Annotated in this window: 20 protein-coding genes; 13 read left to right on the top strand and 7 right to left on the bottom strand. The window is 68.0% G+C overall.

From position 1 onward, the window contains the following. The first annotated feature begins 2 nt into the window (after nt 1-2). On the top strand, nt 3-1130 hold the full coding sequence (gene dprA / locus Acor_RS35030; protein WP_155341070.1) for a DNA-processing protein DprA: 1128 nt from the start codon (nt 3-5) through the stop codon (nt 1128-1130). Between the two features lie 479 nt (nt 1131-1609). On the opposite strand, the gene Acor_RS35035 is transcribed toward dprA, so the two are convergent. Then, nucleotides 1610-2257 (bottom strand): class I SAM-dependent methyltransferase, encoded by a 648-nt coding sequence (locus Acor_RS35035; protein ID WP_155341071.1) that lies wholly within the window; start codon nt 2255-2257, stop codon nt 1610-1612. A gap of 39 nt (nt 2258-2296) precedes the next feature. On the opposite strand from Acor_RS35035, the gene Acor_RS35040 reads away from it, so the two are divergent. From Acor_RS35040 to Acor_RS35050, 3 genes are all read left to right on the top strand, one after another. Next, nucleotides 2297-2734 (top strand): MerR family transcriptional regulator, encoded by a 438-nt coding sequence (locus Acor_RS35040; protein ID WP_155341072.1) that lies wholly within the window; start codon nt 2297-2299, stop codon nt 2732-2734. Nucleotides 2735-3029: 295 nt separating this feature from the next. Further along, a complete protein-coding gene (locus Acor_RS35045) occupies nt 3030-3656 on the top strand; it encodes a hypothetical protein (protein WP_155341073.1) in 627 nt (208 codons plus the stop codon). Between the two features lie 171 nt (nt 3657-3827). Continuing rightward, nucleotides 3828-4706, top strand: a complete 879-nt coding sequence (locus tag Acor_RS35050) for a tyrosine recombinase XerC (protein WP_246239547.1) — start codon at nt 3828-3830, stop codon at nt 4704-4706. Here the strand turns inward: Acor_RS35050 and Acor_RS43640 are convergent. From Acor_RS43640 to Acor_RS35070, 4 genes are all read right to left on the bottom strand, one after another. Continuing rightward, nucleotides 4703-6169, bottom strand: coding sequence for an IS701 family transposase (locus tag Acor_RS43640; RefSeq protein ID WP_218034671.1), 1467 nt, complete (start codon nt 6167-6169; stop codon nt 4703-4705). The two genes, Acor_RS35050 and Acor_RS43640, sit on opposite strands and share 4 nt — an antisense overlap. A 387-nt stretch (nt 6170-6556) precedes the next feature. After that, on the bottom strand, nt 6557-6874 hold the full coding sequence (locus Acor_RS46670) for a hypothetical protein (protein ID WP_155341075.1): 318 nt from the start codon (nt 6872-6874) through the stop codon (nt 6557-6559). A 151-nt stretch (nt 6875-7025) separates the two neighbouring features. Further along, the gene (locus tag Acor_RS35065) at nt 7026-7325 is read right to left on the bottom strand and encodes a MerR family transcriptional regulator (RefSeq protein WP_155341076.1); all 300 of its coding nucleotides are present in this window, start codon (nt 7323-7325) and stop codon (nt 7026-7028) included. A 5-nt stretch (nt 7326-7330) separates the two neighbouring features. Then, nucleotides 7331-7819 carry a M23 family metallopeptidase gene (locus Acor_RS35070; RefSeq protein WP_155341077.1) on the bottom strand — a complete coding sequence of 163 codons (489 nt, stop codon included), beginning with the start codon at nt 7817-7819 and terminating at the stop codon, nt 7331-7333. A 914-nt stretch (nt 7820-8733) separates the two neighbouring features. Between Acor_RS35070 and Acor_RS45015 the strand changes: the two genes are divergently transcribed. Continuing rightward, nucleotides 8734-9483: a CoA transferase gene (locus Acor_RS45015; protein ID WP_246239541.1), complete on the top strand. Its 750-nt coding sequence runs from the start codon at nt 8734-8736 to the stop codon at nt 9481-9483. On the opposite strand, the gene Acor_RS35080 is transcribed toward Acor_RS45015, so the two are convergent. After that, nucleotides 9389-10741: an MFS transporter gene (locus Acor_RS35080; protein ID WP_155341078.1), complete on the bottom strand. Its 1353-nt coding sequence runs from the start codon at nt 10739-10741 to the stop codon at nt 9389-9391. The two genes, Acor_RS45015 and Acor_RS35080, sit on opposite strands and share 95 nt — an antisense overlap. Nucleotides 10742-11122: 381 nt before the next feature. Between Acor_RS35080 and Acor_RS35085 the strand changes: the two genes are divergently transcribed. From Acor_RS35085 to Acor_RS35110, 6 genes are all read left to right on the top strand, one after another. Beyond that, nucleotides 11123-11701: a helix-turn-helix domain-containing protein gene (locus tag Acor_RS35085; RefSeq protein ID WP_218034672.1), complete on the top strand. Its 579-nt coding sequence runs from the start codon at nt 11123-11125 to the stop codon at nt 11699-11701. Between the two features lie 192 nt (nt 11702-11893). After that, nucleotides 11894-12865 (top strand): 30S ribosomal protein S2, encoded by a 972-nt coding sequence (rpsB, locus tag Acor_RS35090; RefSeq protein WP_155341079.1) that lies wholly within the window; start codon nt 11894-11896, stop codon nt 12863-12865. 140 nt (nt 12866-13005) lie between these two features. After that, complete coding sequence (tsf, locus tag Acor_RS35095; protein ID WP_155341080.1) at nt 13006-13839, top strand: translation elongation factor Ts; 834 nt, start codon at nt 13006-13008, stop codon at nt 13837-13839. Nucleotides 13840-13926: 87 nt separating this feature from the next. Next, nucleotides 13927-14697: a UMP kinase gene (gene pyrH, locus Acor_RS35100; RefSeq protein WP_155341118.1), complete on the top strand. Its 771-nt coding sequence runs from the start codon at nt 13927-13929 to the stop codon at nt 14695-14697. Between the two features lie 9 nt (nt 14698-14706). Continuing rightward, nucleotides 14707-15264: a ribosome recycling factor gene (frr, locus tag Acor_RS35105; RefSeq protein ID WP_155341081.1), complete on the top strand. Its 558-nt coding sequence runs from the start codon at nt 14707-14709 to the stop codon at nt 15262-15264. Between the two features lie 95 nt (nt 15265-15359). Beyond that, nucleotides 15360-16205 (top strand): phosphatidate cytidylyltransferase, encoded by an 846-nt coding sequence (locus tag Acor_RS35110; RefSeq protein WP_155341082.1) that lies wholly within the window; start codon nt 15360-15362, stop codon nt 16203-16205. A gap of 16 nt (nt 16206-16221) precedes the next feature. On the opposite strand, the gene Acor_RS45715 is transcribed toward Acor_RS35110, so the two are convergent. Further along, nucleotides 16222-17250, bottom strand: a complete 1029-nt coding sequence (locus Acor_RS45715; RefSeq protein ID WP_155341083.1) for a suppressor of fused domain protein — start codon at nt 17248-17250, stop codon at nt 16222-16224. A gap of 90 nt (nt 17251-17340) precedes the next feature. Here Acor_RS45715 and rlmN point away from each other — a divergent pair, with 90 nt between their 5' ends. Together rlmN and Acor_RS45720 are read left to right on the top strand one after the other, a co-directional pair. Then, nucleotides 17341-18456, top strand: coding sequence for a dual-specificity RNA methyltransferase RlmN (gene rlmN, locus Acor_RS35120; RefSeq protein WP_155341084.1), 1116 nt, complete (start codon nt 17341-17343; stop codon nt 18454-18456). Between the two features lie 27 nt (nt 18457-18483). Continuing rightward, the gene (locus tag Acor_RS45720; protein ID WP_155341085.1) at nt 18484-19914 is read left to right on the top strand and encodes a CHAT domain-containing protein; all 1431 of its coding nucleotides are present in this window, start codon (nt 18484-18486) and stop codon (nt 19912-19914) included. The last annotated feature ends 52 nt before the right edge of the window (nt 19915-19966 follow it).

A 19966-nucleotide genomic window follows, 5' to 3' on the forward strand; every position in this document is an offset into this window, starting at 1 on the left:
TTGTGGAGCCGGGGGATCCGGTCATGGGGCGGTTGATCGAGGAGTACGGGGCGGTGGGGGCGCTGGCGCAGATTCGGCGAGGGGAGTTGGAGCCGGAATTCGCCGAGACGGAACGGGAGCTGGCGAACGCGGAGCGGCGTCGGCTCAATCTGGGGCAGTTGGTTACAGGGTGGGCGGGGCGGGCGGCGGGGTGTGGGGGCCGGGCGGCGGATGACCTCGCTGCGGGGAGGTTGTTGGTGCCCGGGGATCCGGGTTGGCCGTCGCAGCTCAATGATCTCGGGCGGGTGCGGCCGTATGGGCTGTGGCTGGACGGCGAGGAGGACCTGCGGTTCGCGTGTCTTCGCTCGGTGTCCATCGTCGGGGCTCGGGCGGCGACGGCCTACGGCACTCACGCGGCGGCGGAATTGTCGGCCGGGTTGAGTGATCGCTCGTGGTCGGTGATCAGCGGTGGGGCGTATGGCATCGATGCGGCGGCCCATCGTGGCGCTCTTGCCGGTGTCGCACCCACAGTCGTCGTTCTGGCCTGCGGCACAGATGTCTGCTACCCCTCAGCTCACGCGGACCTGTTCCGTGCGGTCCGGGAACGTGGCTTGGTGATCAGTGAGTCACCTCCAGGGGTTCAGCCGACCCGGCTGCGTTTCCTGGTCAGGAACCGCGTCATCGCCGCACTCTCCCGAGGGACCGTGATCGTCCAGGCCGCATTGCGGAGCGGCGCGCTCAACACGGCGTCCCATGCTTCCGCCCTCAACCGCCAGCTGATGGCCGTTCCCGGCCCCATCACAAGCGATGTCTCCGCAGGCTGCCACACTCTAATCCGCCAGGCCCGCGCCACCTGCGTGACCTCCGTACCCGAGGTCATCGAATTGATCGGCTCGATCGGCGACGACCTGGCCCCCACTCTGCGTGGCCCCAGTCACCCCCGCGACGCACTCAACGAAGAAACCAAGCGAGTCCTTGACGCCATCCCCGCCCGCAAGCCCGCTGGCCTCGCCACCATCGCCAATGCCGCCGCCCTCCCCCTGACCACCACATTGAGCTCCCTCGGCGGCCTCGAATCCGCTGGCTACATCCTCAGAACCCCCGACGGCTGGCGCCTCAGACCACGTTCATCCAGCCCCACCATCCAGTGAGGAGGGCCCAGCCTCCAGTAGGGATCCGCAGCGAATTAACTTGGGTGCCCACTAAGGGTTTATCGAGGTCAGAGACCTGTGAACCTACGGGTTAATTCTCTGCAAGCCCTAGGAACCACTAACAGAATGGGCCGCGCCTTCTTGGCGCCGGCGCGGTGAGAAGCATCATCTGCGTTAACGGTGCCGGATAACGGCGACCCGACCCGGCAACTCGCCTATTCCGTTAGGAGTTGTAGGGAAGGTCCAGCGGGTTGGTTCAGCGGGTTGGTTCAGCGGGCCGGGGCCGACATCCCGTCAGGGCGGCACGCCTGGAACGTCCAGGAGCTACTCGCAGTCGCCACACGAACGGGGTCACTGCTCTGCAAACGCCTCGTGCTCCCGCGCCGAGCGGATCGTCGAGTGCTACCGCCAGCTGTGGAACTCGCACCGTTCCGCGAACGCGTCCTGCTCAACCGCCGCCCCTGCAAACTGGGGCCGCGTCAGGGCTGTCCGTCTCCCGGGTTGGTGGCCAGAGCGCAGGCGACCGGTGGGCTGAGATGGAGGGTTTCCGTGCGGGGTTGGATGAATCCTGCCTGAGTGAGTAGATCGTGAAGTTCTTGGCTGGCCCGCGCGGTGGTGTCAGCGGTGGCGCCTGGGCAGCGGGGCTGGCTGGCGAGGGCGATGCGTCCGCCCGGGCGGAGCAGGCCGCGCAGCTGGGTGAGCTGGTCGGGTGGGTTGGGCCAGAATCCGATCGAGTTCACGGCGACGATGGCGTCGAGCGGCTCGTCGAAGCGCGGCAACCGGTCCACTGACGTGTGCAGTAGTTCGACCCGGCGGGCGCGGATGGCAGTCGCGTTGTGCTTGCTGGCCTGCCTGACCATGACCTCGGAGTGGTCGATGCCGTAGATGTGTCCATCGGTGACGTGGCGGGCCAGCTCGGCGATGGCCAGACCAGGGCCGAAGCCGATTTCGAGCACCCGGTCGGCGGGTTGCACGTCGAGCAGGGACACCACCCACAGGTTGCGCTGTCGGTTGGAGCCGCGGTGGGCCATGACCCAGCCGGCCACCCGTCCGGCCGTCCCGTGCGGTCGGCCGAACTGGCCCACGGCCCGAATGATCACCCGCTGCCTGAGCGTCCTGGATCTCATGGCCGCCATTGAACGACTTCAAGTACCCTTGAAGTCAACATGCCGGACGAGCAGCCTACGAAGCAGTTGACGATCGGTGAGCTGGCCAGGGCCACCGGTGTCGCCACCTCGGCGTTGCGCTACTGGGAAGACCTCGGTCTAATCCCCACCCCGGCCAGAGCTTCGGGCCAACGGCGCTACCCCGCTTCGGCAGTGGGGCTGGTCGGTCAGATTCTGCTCCTGCGAGACGTCGGCTACTCGCTCCGCGAGGTGAAGGCGCTAGTCACCTCGCATTCCGACCCCGACACCTGGCGGGAACTCGCCAAGCGCAAGCTCGCCGACCTCGACGAACGCATCGCCCAGGCCCAAGCGGCGAGCACCGCCCTTGCCCACGCACTGGCTTGCCCACACGAAGATATCCGCACCTGCCCCAACTTCGCCGACATCATCGCCGCCCGCCTTGCCGGCTCACCCCTCCACGAGGCCCACCCCCACTGACGTGGAGCAATGGCCTCAGCTCCCGAGACACACGGTGGCCAGTCGCTGAACCGGATCTGGTCCACTCTCGTGACGGGTGCCGGTCCGCAGCCGAGACTGGCCTGTTGCCGATCGCGACGGCCTGACCTGGTGTTGGATCTCTGGTCTGGGTTTGAAGAACGCGAGTCAACTACATCAATGTGATCAGAGGGCCGTTTGTTCGGCCGTGCTGGACCGTCACTTCGCCGGGAACGGGTCCTGCTCACTGCAGTCCCACGTTGATCAGAGGACCGTCAGTGGCCGGATACTTGGAGACGTGGTCATTGTCGACGTCGTCCTGGAGACCTACGATGCGGTGGGTTTCACGGCCTGGCCGATCGCCGAGCCGTCCGCCGATCGCCTGCTCGCGCTCTCGGGTCAGATGTCCTGGGCCGAAATCGGGACCGCGATGGCCGTCATCTTCAGCTACAACCACATCTCCGCCGAACCGGCTGCCGACCTGACTCAGGCTCATCTGGATGACCACCTTGCCGAGGCGGAGGTCTTGATCGCTCCAGGTGGTCTGCGTTTCCGTGACACCGCCACAAACATTCAGGTCGCACCCGGCTGTTGTTTCGGCCTGGAGAACTGGCGCGACTGGTGGGAGGTGACCCGCGGACAAGAACCCTGGCTGGGACACGACCCCGAAACCCGGATCGAACATCGCGCCCAGACCGTCCAGCTCCGGCAAAACGACCAAGACGGTTCCCAGGTCCGGGCCATCGAGATCACGATCAGCGAACTACCGAGACTGCTCGTCGCTGCACACCAGCAGCTCAACGGGTTTCTCAACCTTGTCCAGCGATGGGCTGCCGACATCACCCCCGGCCTGGCTGTCGGGCTCGTCGCGGCCCTGGATGAACACCTGAAGGTCACCGGGTCACCCGGGCCAGCACAATCCTGACCGGCCAAGAGCGGATTGGGCATTGAGGTTGGGATCCGGCGGGGAAGACCTGCCCATTGTGTGATCGCGACTATGGCGGGGGCGGCTGCTGGGTATTGGGGTTGGGATGCCGGAGGCTGGTGGTAGGCGCAGTTGTGTGGGGGTTGGTGGATGGGGGTTCCGGTGATTGAGATGGTGGTTGGGGAGTTTGAGCGTCACTTGCGGGTGGAGCGGGGGTTGTCGCTGCATACGGTGCGGGCGTATGTGGGGGATGTTGGTTCGCTGATCGGGCATCTTGAGCGTGCTGGGGGTGAAGGGCTGGAGCGGTTGAACATCGTGCTGCTGCGTGATTGGTTGGGCGAGCAGCATGAGGCGGGGAAAGCTCGGGCCACGTTGGCTAGGCGGGCGGCGTGTGCCCGGGTTTTCACAGCCTTCTGTCATCGGCGGGGGTGGCTTGCAAATGATCCTGGGTTGCTGCTAGGGAGCGCGAAGGCCGGGAGGAGTCTGCCGGCAGTGCTCGATCAGGAGGAAGCGAAGGTTGCTTTGAACTCCACGGGGGTCGATGGTCCGGGGGAGTTGCGGGATCAGGCCGTCCTTGAGGTGCTTTATGCCACCGGTATTCGGGTGAGTGAGTTGTGCGGCCTGGATGTGGACGATGTCGATCGCGATCGGCGCACATTACGAGTGCTCGGCAAGGGAAGCAAGGAGCGCGTTGTTCCCTGTGGGTTGCCCGCGATGCGCGCGTTGGACGCCTGGTGTATCCGAGGGCGCCCGCTTTGGATTCGAGACGGCACCGGTCCCGCCCTGTTTCTCGGTGTCAGAGGTGGTCGCCTGGATCAAGGCACCGTCCGCCGTATCGTCCACACCCGCCTGACCGCCGCCGGTGTCACCGACCTGAGCCCTCATGGTCTCCGGCATTCCGCCGCCACCCACCTCCTTGAAGGCGGAGCGGACCTTCGAAGCGTCCAGGAGATCCTCGGCCACGCCTCACTCGGCACCACCCAGATCTACACCCACGTCTCGATCGAACGCCTCCACACCGCCTACCGCCAAGCTCACCCACGCGCTTAGCGGTAGTTCGTTGAATCAAGGCGGCTGATAGAGGCATAGGCCGTGGCCTGCTTCGACAGCGTCGATGAGCGCTGTAATTCAGCGGGTGGGGGCGCGGTGGACCATGCCCGCCACCAGCGTGTGAGCGTGATCGCGGGGGTCAGCCAGCTGCGGACGGCCCGCAGCGTGTGGGGCCAGCTGGGGGTCGGTGAGATGTGTGGGATGGTCCGCCACGGCTGGGACTGCCCGGCCGGGCCCCTCTCTGAGGCAGGGACCGAGGACGGGGCCTGTGGGGGCGGTTCGGCGGGCGCATCGGCGAACCAGGTAGCCCAGCAGAAGGAAAGGGCGCAGTTGATCAGGCTTTGATGGCGGCGGATCGCAAGCTCGGAGCGCACTTGGAAGTCGGCCCGGCCCAGCTCGTCCTTGATCTGTTTGTAGCCTTGTTCGATCCAGTGCCGGATCCCGTAGAGGCGGAGGAGTTCGGCCAGGCCGGCGGCTGGGTGAGGGCTGTCGGCCTCGCGGGCTCCACCCGGGCGGGGCAGGTTGGTGGCCAGGTACCAGGTGGCCTTGTCCGGCAGGGTGCTCGGGTCGGCGGTGGCCACCACCAGCCGGGTCGGCCCGTCCGGTCCCCAGCCGCCCAGGCGCGCTTCGGCGGCCCACCAGGTCTCGGTGTGCCCGTCGCGGAAGGTGCGCCTGATGACGGTGTAGTCCCCGGGCTGGTCCGGTCCATTCCAGGCCAGGTCGCGGGCGGCGTCTCGGGGAGTACGCGCCTCAGGGCCGTAGGCCCAGGTGCCGTGGCGGGCGCGCAGCGCCATCACCCAGCCGAGGCCGGCCTGGCGTAACTCGGCGCGGAAGTTGTCCAGGTCGCCGTAGGCGCGGTCGGCCACCGCGGCGCGGAAGAGTACTCCGGCCTGCATCGCTTCGACGGCCAGTGCCACCGCGATCTGCCATTTGGTGCGGAAGGCGGGATCGTTCTTGCCGCCGGGCAGGCGGCGCGCCGGTGTGTAGGGCTGGGCGTGCAGTGGGAAGTACAGCCGCTCATCGGCCCACAGCGTGGTGACGGTGACGATGCCGTTGTCGGTTTTTCCCAGCCGTCCCAGCCACTGGCGGCCGACGTGGGCGGTTGCCGTCCCGTCCTTGCGATCTCCGCTGTCGTCGATCACCAGCACGCCAGCGGGGTGCGGGGCGGTCGCCGGATTGTTCAGCAGCAGTTGCAGCCGCCGGTCGTTGACCTGGTCGGGGTCCCAGCAGGACTCGCTGAGGAAGAATTGAAGCCGCTGCGCGTGCGGATGTCGCGCTCCGGTCACCGGTTCCACGCCGGCCAGGCAGGTCAGCGTCTTGTTCCGTGCCCGTGGCTGGAGCAGGCCGGCCAGATACTCGCGAAACCCGCGCCGCTGCGCCACATGCGAGAACAGATCATCGAACCGGGTCGCGTATCCCTCCAGCGGTCCCGGAGCGGGCGGACACGGTTTGAGTTTGGTCATGGGCGGCTACGTTCACCGGGACCCCCGCGCAAAGCGAAATACCCGCTATCCACCTTGATCCAACGAACCACCGATAGGGAGACATCAGCGCTGGCGTTACCGGTGATCACGGTCATGAACTGCGAGGACTCGGAGACGGGCGATAACGCCGCTAATAGATCCTCTCCAGGCGCTCCAGGGGGCCTGTTCGCTGCGGCACCGGCCGGGTCGCTGTCAACTACCGGCGCTTATAAACGCCCCAGGGGTCTGTTCGCGGGAATTGGTCAGGTCGACCGCGACATCGGTGCCCGCGTATAAGCGCCCTGGGAGGTCTGTTTGCCCTCGCTGACCTGATGCCGGGGCGGCGGGGGTGCGAGCCTCTGGGTGCGTGCTTGCGCTGGGTGGGATTCAGGGCTGGGTTGCTCGGTTGATGTACTCCACCAGGGCGATCAGGCGGTCGGGGGGCCAGGGGAGGCGGGCGGCGAGTTCGGTGGGGTTGTCCTGCCACATCTGGCGGGCGGCTGCCGCGGTCTGGTGGCCGGCTTCGGCTGGGGGGTGGAAGTGGGCGCCGAGGGACTGGTAGCGGGTGATGAGGTCGGCCACTTGGGGGTCGTCGGTGGGGGTGTTCGCTTCGGCGTGGGGGAGGAGGGCTTCTACCAGGGTCTTCCATTCGTGTTTGGCGGCTTCGATGGCTTCGGGGCCCGGGGTGGTGCGGCGCTGGGCCAGTTGGTCGCGCTGTTCGGGGGTGAAGTAGGTCTCGTTACACGGTGATCAACTCCAGGGTGGACAGGAACTGGTCTGGGTCGGGCATCTGGTGGACGGCTATTCGCTGGAGGAGGCCGTCGATTCGGGTGCGTAGTTCGTCGATGCGGGCGGCCTATTCGTTCAGGCCGCGTAGCTGGGTGGTGAGGAGGGTGTGCAACGCGGTCAGGTCGTCGCTCTGGTCGGCCAGGACGGAGGAGATTTCGTCCAGGGACAGGCCGAGGGCGGTGAGGGCGCGGATTCGGTAGAGGCGTCTGAGGTCGTGTTCGGTGTAGCGGCGGTGGCCGGACGGTGTGCGTTCCCGGGGGGTGAGCAGGCCGATCTGGTCGTAGTGGTGCAGGGCGCGGACGGTCAGTCCGGTCGCCCGGGCCAGTTCGCCTACGCCCCATCGGCGTACGCCGTTCGCGTCGGTCACGTTTCTCACGGTAGGACCTGACGTTGCGTCAGGTTCAAGGGGAGGAGGCGGACTTTGCCCAGGCCCAGCAGGAGGAGGGGGTCGAGGTAGCGGTCGGTGCGGAGTAGGCCCCAGTGGAGGCAGGTCGAGGGGCAGTGGGGGACGGGGTGGTCGGTGATTGTGCCGATCTGGGTTCCGGTGGTGATGGGCTGGCCTGGGTGGACGGTGGGTTCGACGGGGAGGTAGGTCGTTCGCAGGCCGCCTGGGTGGGTGATGGCGATCGCGGTCAGGCCGCCGACTTTGCCGGCGAAGGTCACGGTGCCGGGGCCCGCGGCCAGGACGGGCTGTCCGGGGTGAGCCTGGAGGTCGACGCCTCGGTGGCCGGGGAGCCAGCGGTGGGAGGGCGGGTCGAATCTTTGGAGGAGTTGGGGATTCGGCAGTGGCCAGTTCCATCGGGGCTCGGGGGCGTGAAGAACATGGAGGGCCAGGAGGGTCGCCAGGATCCAGGTGGGCATGAGAGTAAGCGTGCACAACCGTGCGACGTCAGAAGCTTTCGAGCGGTGTTCTGGGGATAACCCTGTGGGCTGTGGGCAAAACTTGTGGATAACCGGGGTAGGGCATGACTGAAAACGGGCCAAACGCAGGTGGGATGGGTTCCGGGGATATTGGCGCGCTTATCGGGGAATTGGGTCGGTCCGTTGGGCTCACCCTGCCTGAGGTGCGGGTTCGTGGTTTGGAGCCGGTTCTTCCATCGGCGTTCAGGATTGGCGCGTTGGCGGCGGTCAGCGTCGGGGCGTTTACGGCGGCCGTGGCGGAGTTCTGGGGCCGGAGTGGCGGAACGCGACCGGTGGTCTCGGTAGATGTACGGCATTCGGCGGTCGCTTTTCGTAGCGAGAGATATTTCCGAATGGATGGTGAAGCGCTGCGTATGTGGGCGCCGTTGTCGGGCGACTATCCGACCACCGATGGATGGGTACGGCTGCATTGCAATTTCGATCACCATCGGGATGCGGCCTTGCGGGCTTTGGGGGTCGGTCATATCTCGCGGGAGGAATTGGCCGCAGCTTGCGCGGGACGTACCGGCGTGGAGGTTGAGGAAGCGGTCACGCGGGCCGGTGGGTGTGCGGCCGCGATGCGGACGCGGGAGGAATGGGGAGCGCATCCGCAGGCGGCGGCGATCGCGGCGGAGCCGTGGGTGCGACTTGTCCGTTGTCCTGCGGATGCGCGGTCCGAATCTCCAGGGGCCGCGCGGTCCGGATCTCCTGCGGAGGGGCGGGCGGGATATCCAGGGGTTGCGCGGTCCGGATTTCCGGAGGGCGTGCGATCCGGATTTCCAGGGGGTGTGCAGTTCGGGTCTCGTGAGGGTGCGCGCGCCGCATCTCGCGAACCTGCGATGGGTGCCGCTGGAGCTTCAGGTGAGGTGAAGGGTGTGCGCCCGTTGAGTGGGGTGCGGGTGCTGGATTTGACTCGGGTTATCGCAGGTCCGGTGGCGGGGCGGATGCTGGCCGCGTATGGCGCGGATGTGCTCCAGGTGGGGGCTGAGCATGTGCCTGAATTGCCTGGACTGGCAGTCGAGACGGCGTTCGGGAAGCGGTCGTGTCATATCGATCTCCGGACGGAACCGGAGAAACTCTGGGAGCTGATCGCCGGGGCGGATGTGGTTCTGCGGGGATATCGGCCCGGGGCTTTGGAGAAGTCGGGGTTCACGGTGGAGGAACTCGCGAAGGTTCGGCCGGGGATCGTTGTGGTGGACATATCCGCGTACGGGACTCAAGGTCCTTGGGGAGGACGACGGGGGTTCGACAGCCTGGTCCAGATGGTCACCGGTATCGCTCATGAAGGGGGCGACGGGGTCGGGCCGGGGCCGTTGCCGTGTCAGGCGCTCGATCATGCGACCGGGTATCTGGCCGCGTTCGCGGCGGTGGCGGGGCTGTCGCGGCGGCTGGAAGAGGGCGGTTCCTGGCAGGCCGAACTGTCGCTGGCGAGGACCGCGTGGTGGCTCGACGAGCTGGGGCGCGGGGAGATCGGCGACGATCCCTACGCCGGTGACCTGCTCGACACCATGGACAGTGTGTTCGGAAAGCTCACTTTTGTTCGTCCTCCGGGCTTGATCGAGGGGGCGGAGCCGTACTGGGCGAGTTCGCCGCCTCGGCGTGGGGAGCACGCGCCCCTCTGGTGAGCGGTGACCACCAGAGGCAGGGGATCGTCAGTACGGCACCCGCCGCGCACACCCACATCGCTGGGCGAAGCCCCAGAACCTCGCCCAGCACGCCCCCGAGTAACCCCCCGAACGCCATCACCCCTTGCGTGCCGAAGTTGATCGATGCGTTGACTCTGCCGATGAAGTCCGCCGGGGCCTCCCGCAGCGTGGCCGCTCCCGAGCAGACGCTGAAGCACACCACCGCCACGCCGACGACGATCTCCGACGCCGCGATCAGGGCGGACACCAGCCAGACCGGTCCCGACGCCGCCGCCATCACGACGAACCCGGCCGGGAAGAACAGCACCGATCCCAGCAGCACCCGATCGCCGCCGAACCGCTCCGCCAGCCGGGGCGCGACGACCGCGCCGAGCAGCCCGCCCAGCCCGAACCCCACGACCGAGATCCCGACCAGCCACCCCGGCAGCCCGAGTACGGTGACCGCGAAGAGCACGTAGATGGCCAGCTGCGCGGCGCCGAAGAGGTTGACGGTCATCCCGGCCAGCGTGAGCGCCCGCAGCACCGGGTGGCCGACGAGCGTCCGGATCCCGGCCCCGATCTCGTGCCGGAGCGACTGCCGATGGGACTGCTCGTGGGACTGCTCGCGGGGCTGCCGGTGGGACTGCTTGCGGGGCTGCTCGGCAGGTGTCTCCGGCGCGCGGATCGAGCGTAGGCAGAGGGCCGAGACCAGGAACGAGAACGCGTCCACGATCAGGGCCAGTGGTGCGGTCAGTACGCCGACCAGTAGTCCCGCCAGCCCGGGGCCGCCCAGTTGCGCGACGGCGAACACGGACTGGAATCCGGCCAGTGCGGCCGTGCGCTGATGTTCGGGCACCACGCTGGTCAGATGGGGGGTGTTGAAGTTACGGAACACCACGGTGCACGTTCCGACCACCAGCGCCACCGCGATCAGCCAGGACACGCTGAGCCAGCCGGCCAGCCACGCGACCGGAACGGTCAGCACCGCGCTTCCCGCCACGACCTCGCACCCGATCATCACCGGCCGCCTGCGCGCCAGCCGGTCGGCCAATGCGCCGACGGGTAACCCGACCAGCAGGAACGGCAGTGAAGCCGCCGCCGTCAGGAACCCCATCTGCAGGGGCGAGGCACTGAGCAGGGTCACCGCCGTCAGTGGTACGGCGAGCCGCGACACCTCGCTCCCCGCCTCGGTCACCACCCGGGCACCCCACAGCAGCCGGTAGTCCCGTTGTCTCCGAAGAGGAATCGTCCGAAGCATATTATGAAGCTAATGCTTCACAACTATGAAAACAACCCTTCGTATCTGAAGGCGGCGGTACCGTTGGTGGCCATGACCACCGATCGGCAGCCGTCAGCGGCAGCACCTGCTCCCGGTTCCGGCGAAACCGCCGCGCGATCGTCGACAGGCGAACCCGCCGCACGTCCGTCGACAGGCGAGGCCACTGCGGGAACGACAGGCGAGGCCACGGCACGTCCGTCGACAAGCGAGGCCGCTGCGCGACCGTCAACAGGCGAACCCGCCGCACATCCGTCGACAAGCGAGGCCATTGCGCGACCGACAGGCGAGGCCACCGCACCTCCGTCGACAGGCGAAGCCGCCGCGCGACCGTCGGCCCCGGATCCGGATCGCTACCGCCTGGTGACCGACGACGTCGGGCTGCTCCGTGCCATGGCCCACCCCGCTCGCCTGGCGATCCTCGGCCGCCTCCAGACCGAGGGCCCCGCCACCGCGACCGAATGCGCCGAAGTGGTCGGTCTGTCGCCCAGCGCCTGCAGCTATCACCTGCGCATGCTCGCCAAACACGGCTTCGTCGAGGACGCGCCCGCGCGCGGCGACGGCCGGGAGCGTGTCTGGCGGGCGCTCCAGCGGGGCTGGATGCTCCGCGACCCGGACGACGGCGAGCTCACGCCCGATCTCCTCGCCGCCCAGGACGCGGTCATCGGGATCGTGCTCGACGAAGCCAGGGACAGGCTCGCCGACTACCTCAGCCAGTCCGCGCGCGAGTCGTCCGAGTGGCGGACGGCGGCCTCGATCACCCACACGGTCCTGCTGGCGGACGCCGACGAACTTCGCGACATAGGGGCGCGAATCGCCGAGATCCTCGAACCGTACAAAGTGGCGTTCAGGGATGCGGCGGAGGCGCCGACCGGGGCGCGCCTGGCGGAGGTGCATCTGCGGCTGTTCCCGCGCCCTCCGCGGGGCCGGAAAGCCAAGTAGCGGCGTCAAGGGGCCGGTCAACCAAGGGTACGGATCCAGGTAGACTGTTCGGTGGCCTGCGGCATGTGGGCCGAATTCGCACGCCCACCTCACGAACCGTTCCCTCGGTCCATCTGGCTGGAACGGTTCGGGGCGTCAGGGTGGGCGCCACACGGCGCCCGCGGACAACCGAGAACCATGGAGGACCATTTCATGGCCACCCCCGTCGTCACCATGCGACAGCTGCTTGAGAGCGGCGTCCACTTCGGGCACCAGACCCGCCGGTGGAACCCGAAGATGAAGCGCTTCATTTTCACTGAGCGCAACGGCATCTACATCATCGACCTGCAGAAGTCCCTCGCCTTCATCGACCGGGCGTATGACTTCGTCAAGGAGACCGTGGCGCACGGCGGCACGATCATGTTCATCGGCACCAAGAAGCAGGCGCAGGAGTCGATCGCCGAGCAGGCGGCCCGCGTCGGCATGCCGTATGTGAACCAGCGCTGGCTGGGTGGCATGCTCACCAACTTCTCCACCGTGCACAAGCGGCTTCAGCGCCTGAAGGAGCTGGAGGAGCTCGACTTCGAGAACGTCGCCGCGTCGGGGCTCACCAAGAAAGAGCTCCTCATGCGCCGCCGTGAGAAGGAGAAGCTGGAGCGCACCCTCGGTGGTATCCGGGACATGGCCCGGGTGCCGAGCGCGGTCTGGGTGGTGGACACCAAGAAGGAGCACATCGGGATCAGCGAGGCCAAGAAGCTGGGCATCCCGGTCGTCGCGATTCTGGACACCAACTGTGACCCGGACGAGGTCGACTACCCGATTCCGGGCAACGACGACGCGATCCGCGCCGTTAGCCTGCTCACCCGCGTGATCGCGGACGCGGTGGCCGACGGTCTGATGACCCGCGCCGGCGCTTCCCGCGGTGACGACAAGCCGAGTGGCGTCGCCGCCGCCGAGCCGCTGGCCGAGTGGGAGCGCGAGCTCCTGGAGGGCACGCCCGCCGCCGCCGAGCCGGAGGCCGCTGCCGAGGCGCCGGAAGCGGTCGCCGAGGCCGACAGCACGGAGACCGCCGAGGTCGCTGAGGTCGCCGAGACCGCTGAGACCGCCGAGACCGCCGAGGCGCCGGAAGAGGTCGTCGAGGTCGTCGAGACCGCCGAGACCACTGACGGCGAAGAGAAGGCCTGACCGGATCGCCACCACCGGCCGCGGCGAGTGGCCGGTGATCGCGACAGCCTGGTCGTTCAGGCACCGCAAGCTCCACCGGGTGGGCGCGTCCGAGCAGGAAGCGCCCACCCGCTCCACGACGAAAACCATGAGGAATGACAATGGCTTCCGTGAACATGGCCGATGTCAAGCGGCTTCGTGAGCTGACCGCCGCCGGCATGATGGACTGCAAGAAGGCGCTGGAGGAGTCCGAGGGCGACTTCGACCGCGCGGTCGAGCTCCTGCGTCTCAAGGGCGCCAAGGATGTCGGCAAGCGCGAGGCCCGGACCGCCTCCAACGGCCTGGTCGCCGTCAAGCAGGAGGGCGACTCCGCCGCGGCGCTGCTCGAGCTCAACTGCGAGACCGACTTCGTCGCCAAGGGCGAGCGCTTCCAGCAGCTCGCGGCCGAGATCGTCGAGCACATCCTGACCACCCGCCCGGCCGACGTGCCCAGCCTGCTGGAGTCGGAGCTGGCCGGCAGGTCGGTCAAGGAGCACCTGGACGAGGCCAACGCGGCCCTCGGTGAGAAGATCGAGATCCGCCGGTTCTCGGTGCTCGAAGGCGGCTACATCGGCGTCTACATGCACAAGACCGACCCGCAGCTGCCCCCGGCCGTCGGCGTGCTCGTCCAGCTGGACACCGCCAACGCCGAGGTCGCCAAGGACATCGCGCAGCACGCCGCGGCGATGGCGCCGAAGTACCTGGACCCGACTGTCGTGCCGGGCGAGGTCGTCGAGAAGGAACGCTCGCTCTTCGAGGAGATGACCCGCGAGGAGGGCAAGCCCGAGGCCGCCATCGGCAAGATCGTCGAAGGCCGGATCAACGGCTGGTACAAGGACTTCACGCTGCTGGAGCAGGCGTTCGTGAAGGACAACAAGAAGACCATCAAGAAGTACGCGGCCGAGGCGGGCGTCAAGGTTCTGGCCTTCACCCGCTTCAAGGTCGGCCAGGCATAGTCTGGGGCTGTTCCCCGTGCGATGCCTGAGGAGCCGATCCACGGATAACCGCTCAGCTTGAACCGCCACACCGAGGAGGCCGCCGACGTGCAGGAAAACACCGAACCCGCCACGCCGGCGGCTCCGTCGTTCGACGGGCCGCTGCGCTGGAAGCGCGTGATGCTGAAGCTGTCCGGCGAGTCCTTCGCGGGCGGGGATTCGCTCGGCATCGATCCGGTCACGGTCGGCAAGCTCGCCGACTCCATCGCCGAGGCTGTCCGGGAGGGCCTGCAGGTCTCCGTGGTGGTCGGCGGCGGGAACATGTTCCGCGGCGCCGCGCTGTCGGAGCGCGGGATGGACCGCGCCCGCGCCGACTACATGGGCATGCTCGGCACCGTCATCAACTGCCTCGCGCTCCAGGACTTCCTGGAGAAGCGGGGCGTCGAGACCCGGGTCCAGACCGCGATCACGATGCAGCAGGTGGCCGAGCCGTTCCTGCCCAGGCGCGCGATCCGGCATCTGGAGAAGGGCCGGGTCGTCATCTTCGGCGCGGGCCTCGGCTCGCCGTTCTTCTCCACCGACACCTGCGCCGCCCAGCGCGCGCTGGAGATCGGTGCGGAGGCCCTGCTGAAGGGCACCAAGGTGGACGGCGTGTACGACGCGGACCCGCGCAAGAACCCCGACGCGGTGCGCTTCGACCGGCTGGAGTACAGCGAGGTCCTGGCGCGCGACCTCGCGGTCATGGACGCCACCGCGATCAGCCTGTGCAAGGACAACGGCCTGCCCATCGTCGTTTTCGAACTGATGGGCGAGGGCAACATCCTGCGGGCGGTCCGCGGTGAGAAGATCGGCACGCTGGTGAGTCCGGCAGGGAAATAGGGAGCCGCAGTGATCGAGGAAATCCTCTTCGAGGCCGAAGAGAAAATGGACAAGGCGGTGACGGTCGCCAAGGAGGACTTCGCGGCCATCCGGACCGGCAGGGTCACGCCCGCGATGTTCAACAAGATCAACGTGGACTATTACGGGTCGCTCACGCCGATCCAGCAGCTGGCGTCGTTTCACGTCCCCGAGGCGCGGATGGTCCTCATCCAGCCGTATGACAAGGGGTCGATGACCGCCATCGAGAAGGCCATCCGGGACAGTGACCTTGGCGTCAACCCCGGCAACGACGGCACGATCGTCCGCGTGGTCTTCCCTGAGCTGTCGGGTGAGCGGCGCAAGGAGTACATCAAGATCGCGCGCACCAAGGCGGAGAACAGCCGGGTGTCGATCAGGAACATCCGCCGGCACGCCAAGGAGACCCTCGACAAGATGGTCAAGGACGGCGAGTCGGGCGAGGACGAAGTGCACCGCGCCGTGAAGGAGCTCGACGACCTGACCCAGAAGCACGTCGCGAAGATCGACGACCTGCTGAAGCACAAGGAAGCCGAGCTGCTGGAAGTCTAGGCGGCGAGCGTCACCGTGATCCTTGTCCGCGCGGAACCGCGAACGACGTGGCCACCGCCTGGGCAGGGATCACGCGCATTAAGGGAGTAAACGGCTTGGACGGAACGGCTGATCAGAATACGGGCACTACCTCCGGTGGCCGTACCGGGCGGAATCTGCCCGCGGCGATCGGGGTCGGGGTCGTGCTCGGCGCGCTGGTCATCGGGTCGCTCTACACGTTCAAGGCGGCTTTCCTGCTCGTCGTGCTGGCGGCGGTCGGGGTCGGCGTGCACGAGCTGGTCAGGGCGTTCGGCTCGCGGGACATCCGGGTGCCGCTGACGCTCCAGCTGGCCGGGCTGGTGGCGATGCTGGGCGGCGCCTACTACGGCGGGCCCGTGTCGCTGGTCGGGTCGTTCGCGCTGACCGTGATGGTGCTGCTGGGCTGGCGGACATTCCAGGGCACGGATGGGTTTGTCCGGGATGCCACGGCGGGTGTGTTCGTGGCGGTCTATCCGGGGCTGCTGGCCGGGTTCGTGGCGTTGCTGCTGCGGCCGGAGGACGGCGCGGACCGGGTGGTCGCCTTCGTCGCGATCACGGTCGCCAGTGACATCGGGGGATATGTCGCCGGGGTTCTGTTCGGGCGGCACAAGATGTCGCCGATCATCAGCCCGAAGAAGACCTGGGAGGGTTTCGCCGGGTCCGCGCTGGCGTGCATCGTGGTGGGCGCGTGGCTGGTGGCGTGGCGGCTGGACGGCGCGCTGTGGCAGGGCGCGCTGCTGGGCGCGGTCATGGTGGTCTGCGCGACCATCGGCGATCTGATCGAATCGGTGATCAAGCGCGATCTGGGGATCAAGGACCTGGGCACGCTGCTGCCCGGTCACGGCGGCCTGATGGACCGCCTCGACTCGCTCCTGTTCGCCCTGGTCCCGTGCTGGCTACTGCTAAGCCTTTTCATCCACTAAACGCCGATAAATCGCGTTAAATGCGGTTCTGCGGGATCAGGCGGCTGGACAGCACCTCGTGCCCACGCTCGGCCGCCAGCCGCAGCTCGGTGTCCGTCACCGGCACCAGCCACAGCCACTGTACGGCGTCGCCCCCCACCGCAAATCCCGAAATATCCGGCAACCCCGCCGGCTCCGCCAGCATGATCACGCCTTCGTACCCACCCAACGGGAACGTGCCAGCCTGATGCTGCCAGCGGGCCGTATGCCCATGCCCCAACCAGGTCACCGACCGCCACGGATACCGCCCCAGCCACAGGAACAACCGAGCCGCCACCCGAGGATCCCGCCCCGTGGCCACCGCCAGCTCCACCCGGTTGGGCGTGTCGTACAACTCCGCCTTCGGCATCCGCTGACAGCTCATCCCCACCGTCGACAGAACCGTGTAATCCCGCCCGAACCCCCCAGGCCGCTCAGTCACCCCGAGCCGCGGCCCGCCCTCCCCGGCATCCCAGTACCGCCCAGGCGGCCCCAGCCGACTGTCCAGATGCCCCATCGCGAACTGCTGGTAGGACGACCAGCTCCCCTCCGCCTCCCGCCAGGTCCAGTACTCCATCGCCTTCCGCACCCGCGGCACCAGCCCGTCCAGCGCCTCCGCCAGCTCCCACCCGAACGGCGACTCCCCCCGGGCGTCGCGCGCGTACCCCGGCATGCCCCGATCGAGATCGGCCCACCCCGGGATGACGGCCAGCAACTCCTCCTCCTCGAACAGCGCGACCCCGTCGCCCTCCTCGAACCACAGCGCTTGCAGCCGTGACCCGTCGAAGGGCTCGGTCCCCTGCGGGAACCGGGTATGCGCGATCGGCATGATCGGCGGCAGCCCCGCCGCCAGCCGGCCATGATCGACCGAGGTCGGCGCGGGCACGTGATTGGCCAGCCAGACCGCCCCATGGACCGTGCCGCTCGGGTCGCGCAGGTAAGCTACGGTCGAAACCTGATCGCGCTCGACGGACAGTGTGCGGCTCCCGTAGGGGTTGGTGCTGGTGAGCACGAGGGCGCTAGCCAAATCTCACCTCCCGATCAGGACTCTATGGCCGCTTCCCGCCGTCGTTAAGTGCAGACGCGGTGATGAGTATCGAGATCGCGAGGATGGGCAATGACCGAGGCGCCTAAGGCGGGCCAGCTGACCTTTGTCGCGCCACGCCGGGCCAAGCCGCAACGGCACCTGGCCGACCTGACCATGGCCGAGCGCCGGGCGGCGGTGGTGGAGCTCGGCGAGAAGGCGTTCCGGGCCGACCAGCTCTCCCGCCACTACTTCGGCAAGCTCACCGAGACCGCCGACGAGATGACCGATCTGCCGGCCGCGTCCCGCGAGGTGCTCGCCCAGCTGATGCCGGACCTGCTCACCCCGGTCCGGGAGATCACCTGCGACGACGGCACCACCCGCAAGACGCTGTGGAAGCTGTTCGACGGCTCCCTGGTCGAGTCGGTGCTGATGCGCTACCCCGACCGGGCCACGATCTGCGTCTCGTCCCAGGCCGGTTGCGGGATGAACTGCCCGTTCTGCGCGACCGGCCAGGCCGGGCTGACCCGGAACATGTCGACCGCCGAGATCGTCGGCCAGGTCGTCGCGGGCGCCCGCACCTTGGCCAGGGGCGAGGTCCCCGGCGGCCCCGGGCGGGTCAACAACATCGTGTTCATGGGCATGGGCGAGCCGATGGCCAACTACAAGGCCGTGATCGGCGCCGTGCACCGCATGGTCGACCCGTCGCCGGAGGGCCTGGGCATCTCGGCCCGCGGGGTCACGGTCTCCACGGTCGGCCTGGTGCCCGCGATCGAGAAGCTCTCCAACGAGGGCCTGCCGGTGACGCTCGCCGTCTCACTGCACGCCCCCGACGACGAGCTCCGCGACACCCTGGTCCCGATCAACACCCGGTGGAAGGTCGCCGAGGTCTTGGACGCCGCCTGGGCGTACGCCGCGAAGACCAAACGCCGCGTCTCTATCGAGTACGCGCTGATCAAGGACATCAATGACCAGGAATGGCGCGCCGACCTGCTCGGCCGCCTGCTGAAGAACAAGCTCGTGCATGTCAATTTGATCCCGCTTAATCCGACCCCGGGCTCCAAGTGGACGGCGTCCCGTCCGGAGGATGAGCGGGCCTTCGTACGTCGCCTGGAATTCCACGGCGTGCCGGTCACTGTCCGCGACACCCGGGGCCGTGAGATCGACGGCGCGTGCGGCCAGCTCGCCGCCGCGAACCCCACGTCCTGACCGGGGTTTTCCGCGTAGCGTGGGTGTATGAGCCTCTTGAGCAGCGTCGTCGAGGTTTCGATGGCGGCGGCGCAGCCGGGGTCGTACAAGGTGGAGGTGGTCCGTTCCGCCGCCGGTGAGGCTTCGGCGATCGTGCCGCTGGATGTGGCGGGCCTGCTCGCGCGCCGGGCGGAGTTCCGGCGGGCGGTGCTCGGTTCGGCACCCGAGTCGGTCGTGCGGGACGTGGGTCAGGCCCTGTTCACCGCGCTGCTGGGCTCCGGCGAGGTGGCCTCCCGCTACCAGGCGGCCAGGGCCGTCGCCGCCGACCGGGGCGAGCGACTGCGGGTGGTGCTCCGGCTCGACTCCGCCGAACTGGCCGGCCTCCCCTGGGAGGCCATGTACGACGCGGCCCTCGATTCGTACATCTGCCGCACCGAACAACTGGTCCGCCACATCCCGGTCCCCGCCCTACCAGTTCCGATCAAGGTACGGCGACCGCTCCGCGTCCTGGCCCTGGCCCCATCCCCCCGAGGTCTGCCGCCGCTCCTCGTGGCCCGCGAACACGACCAGCTGAATTCCGCCCTGAGCCTCCCCGTCTCCGAGGGCCTGATCGAGATCCACTGGGCCGACCGGCCGACCTGGTCCGGCCTGCAGGAACTGCTGCTGGCCGGGGACTGGCACGTCGTGCACTTCATCGGCCACGGCGACCACCGCGGCGAGGGACTGCTGGCGCTGGAGCAGGAGGACCGGCGGGCCAACTGGGTGGAAGCCCGCCGTTTCGCCGACCTGCTCCGGCCGTCACCGCGGCTGGTCGTGCTGAACTCGTGTTCCGGCGCGGCGGCCGACGCCTTCGACCTGTTCGCGGGTACGGCCACGACGCTGATCCGCGCCGGAGTCAGCGCGGTCGCCGCGATGCAGTTCGAGATCTCGAATCGGGCGGCCATCGCGTTCGCGCACGGCTTTTATTCGGCTATCGCCGGAGGCCGGGGGATCGATGAGGCGGTGTCCATCGGCCGGATCGCGATTCTGGGGCTGACCGGCGAGACGTTGGAATGGATCACGCCGGTTCTGTACCTTCGCGGTGATCGAACGCGGATCTTTGAGATGGGCCCCGCGCAGGAGACCGACGTCGAGGGCCGATGGACCGGCCGGCTGACCGGGACTCCGGGACCGCTGAACTACGACGTGCGTCTGAAGCAGTCCGGTAGCGAACTCACCGGCACGGCGGAGGGCCGCAATGGCGCCAAGCGTGCGCTTTTCGACCTGATCGGCTCAGTTCACGGTGACCGGGTGGAGTTACGTCAGGTCGGGATCCTGGAGGCGAGTCCGCCGCACGCCTGGTGCCTGATCAACGCCTCCCTGCGCCTCTCCGTCCGCGACCAGGTCCCGGTCCTGTCCGGCGAATGGACCAGCGCCGCTCCCAACCTCTACCCGCACTGCGCCGGAATCCGGGGCCACCTCGAACTGACCCGCGCCTGAACCGAGCGCCGCAGCCAGGCGTTCCATCACGCTCGGACCGTCCCGTTCCGGC

Source organism: Acrocarpospora corrugata (assembly GCF_009687845.1).
In the GTDB taxonomy this organism is placed as follows: Bacteria; Actinomycetota; Actinomycetes; order Streptosporangiales; family Streptosporangiaceae; genus Acrocarpospora; species Acrocarpospora corrugata.

Bases quoted from the DNA above. Each gene is read 5' to 3' on its own strand.
- Acor_RS35035 (WP_155341071.1), bottom strand. From the start codon at position 2,257: ATGAGATCCAGGACGCTCAGGCAGCGGGTGATCATTCGGGCCGTGGGC.
- Acor_RS35040 (WP_155341072.1), top strand. From the start codon at position 2,297: ATGCCGGACGAGCAGCCTACGAAGCAGTTGACGATCGGTGAGCTGGCC.
- Acor_RS35050 (WP_246239547.1), top strand. From the start codon at position 3,828: ATGGTGGTTGGGGAGTTTGAGCGTCACTTGCGGGTGGAGCGGGGGTTG.
- Acor_RS43640 (WP_218034671.1), bottom strand. From the start codon at position 6,169: ATGACCAAACTCAAACCGTGTCCGCCCGCTCCGGGACCGCTGGAGGGA.
- Acor_RS35070 (WP_155341077.1), bottom strand. From the start codon at position 7,819: ATGCCCACCTGGATCCTGGCGACCCTCCTGGCCCTCCATGTTCTTCAC.
- Acor_RS35080 (WP_155341078.1), bottom strand. From the start codon at position 10,741: ATGCTTCGGACGATTCCTCTTCGGAGACAACGGGACTACCGGCTGCTG.
- rpsB (WP_155341079.1), top strand. From the start codon at position 11,894: ATGGCCACCCCCGTCGTCACCATGCGACAGCTGCTTGAGAGCGGCGTC.
- tsf (WP_155341080.1), top strand. From the start codon at position 13,006: ATGGCTTCCGTGAACATGGCCGATGTCAAGCGGCTTCGTGAGCTGACC.
- rlmN (WP_155341084.1), top strand. From the start codon at position 17,341: ATGACCGAGGCGCCTAAGGCGGGCCAGCTGACCTTTGTCGCGCCACGC.
- Acor_RS45720 (WP_155341085.1), top strand. From the start codon at position 18,484: ATGAGCCTCTTGAGCAGCGTCGTCGAGGTTTCGATGGCGGCGGCGCAG.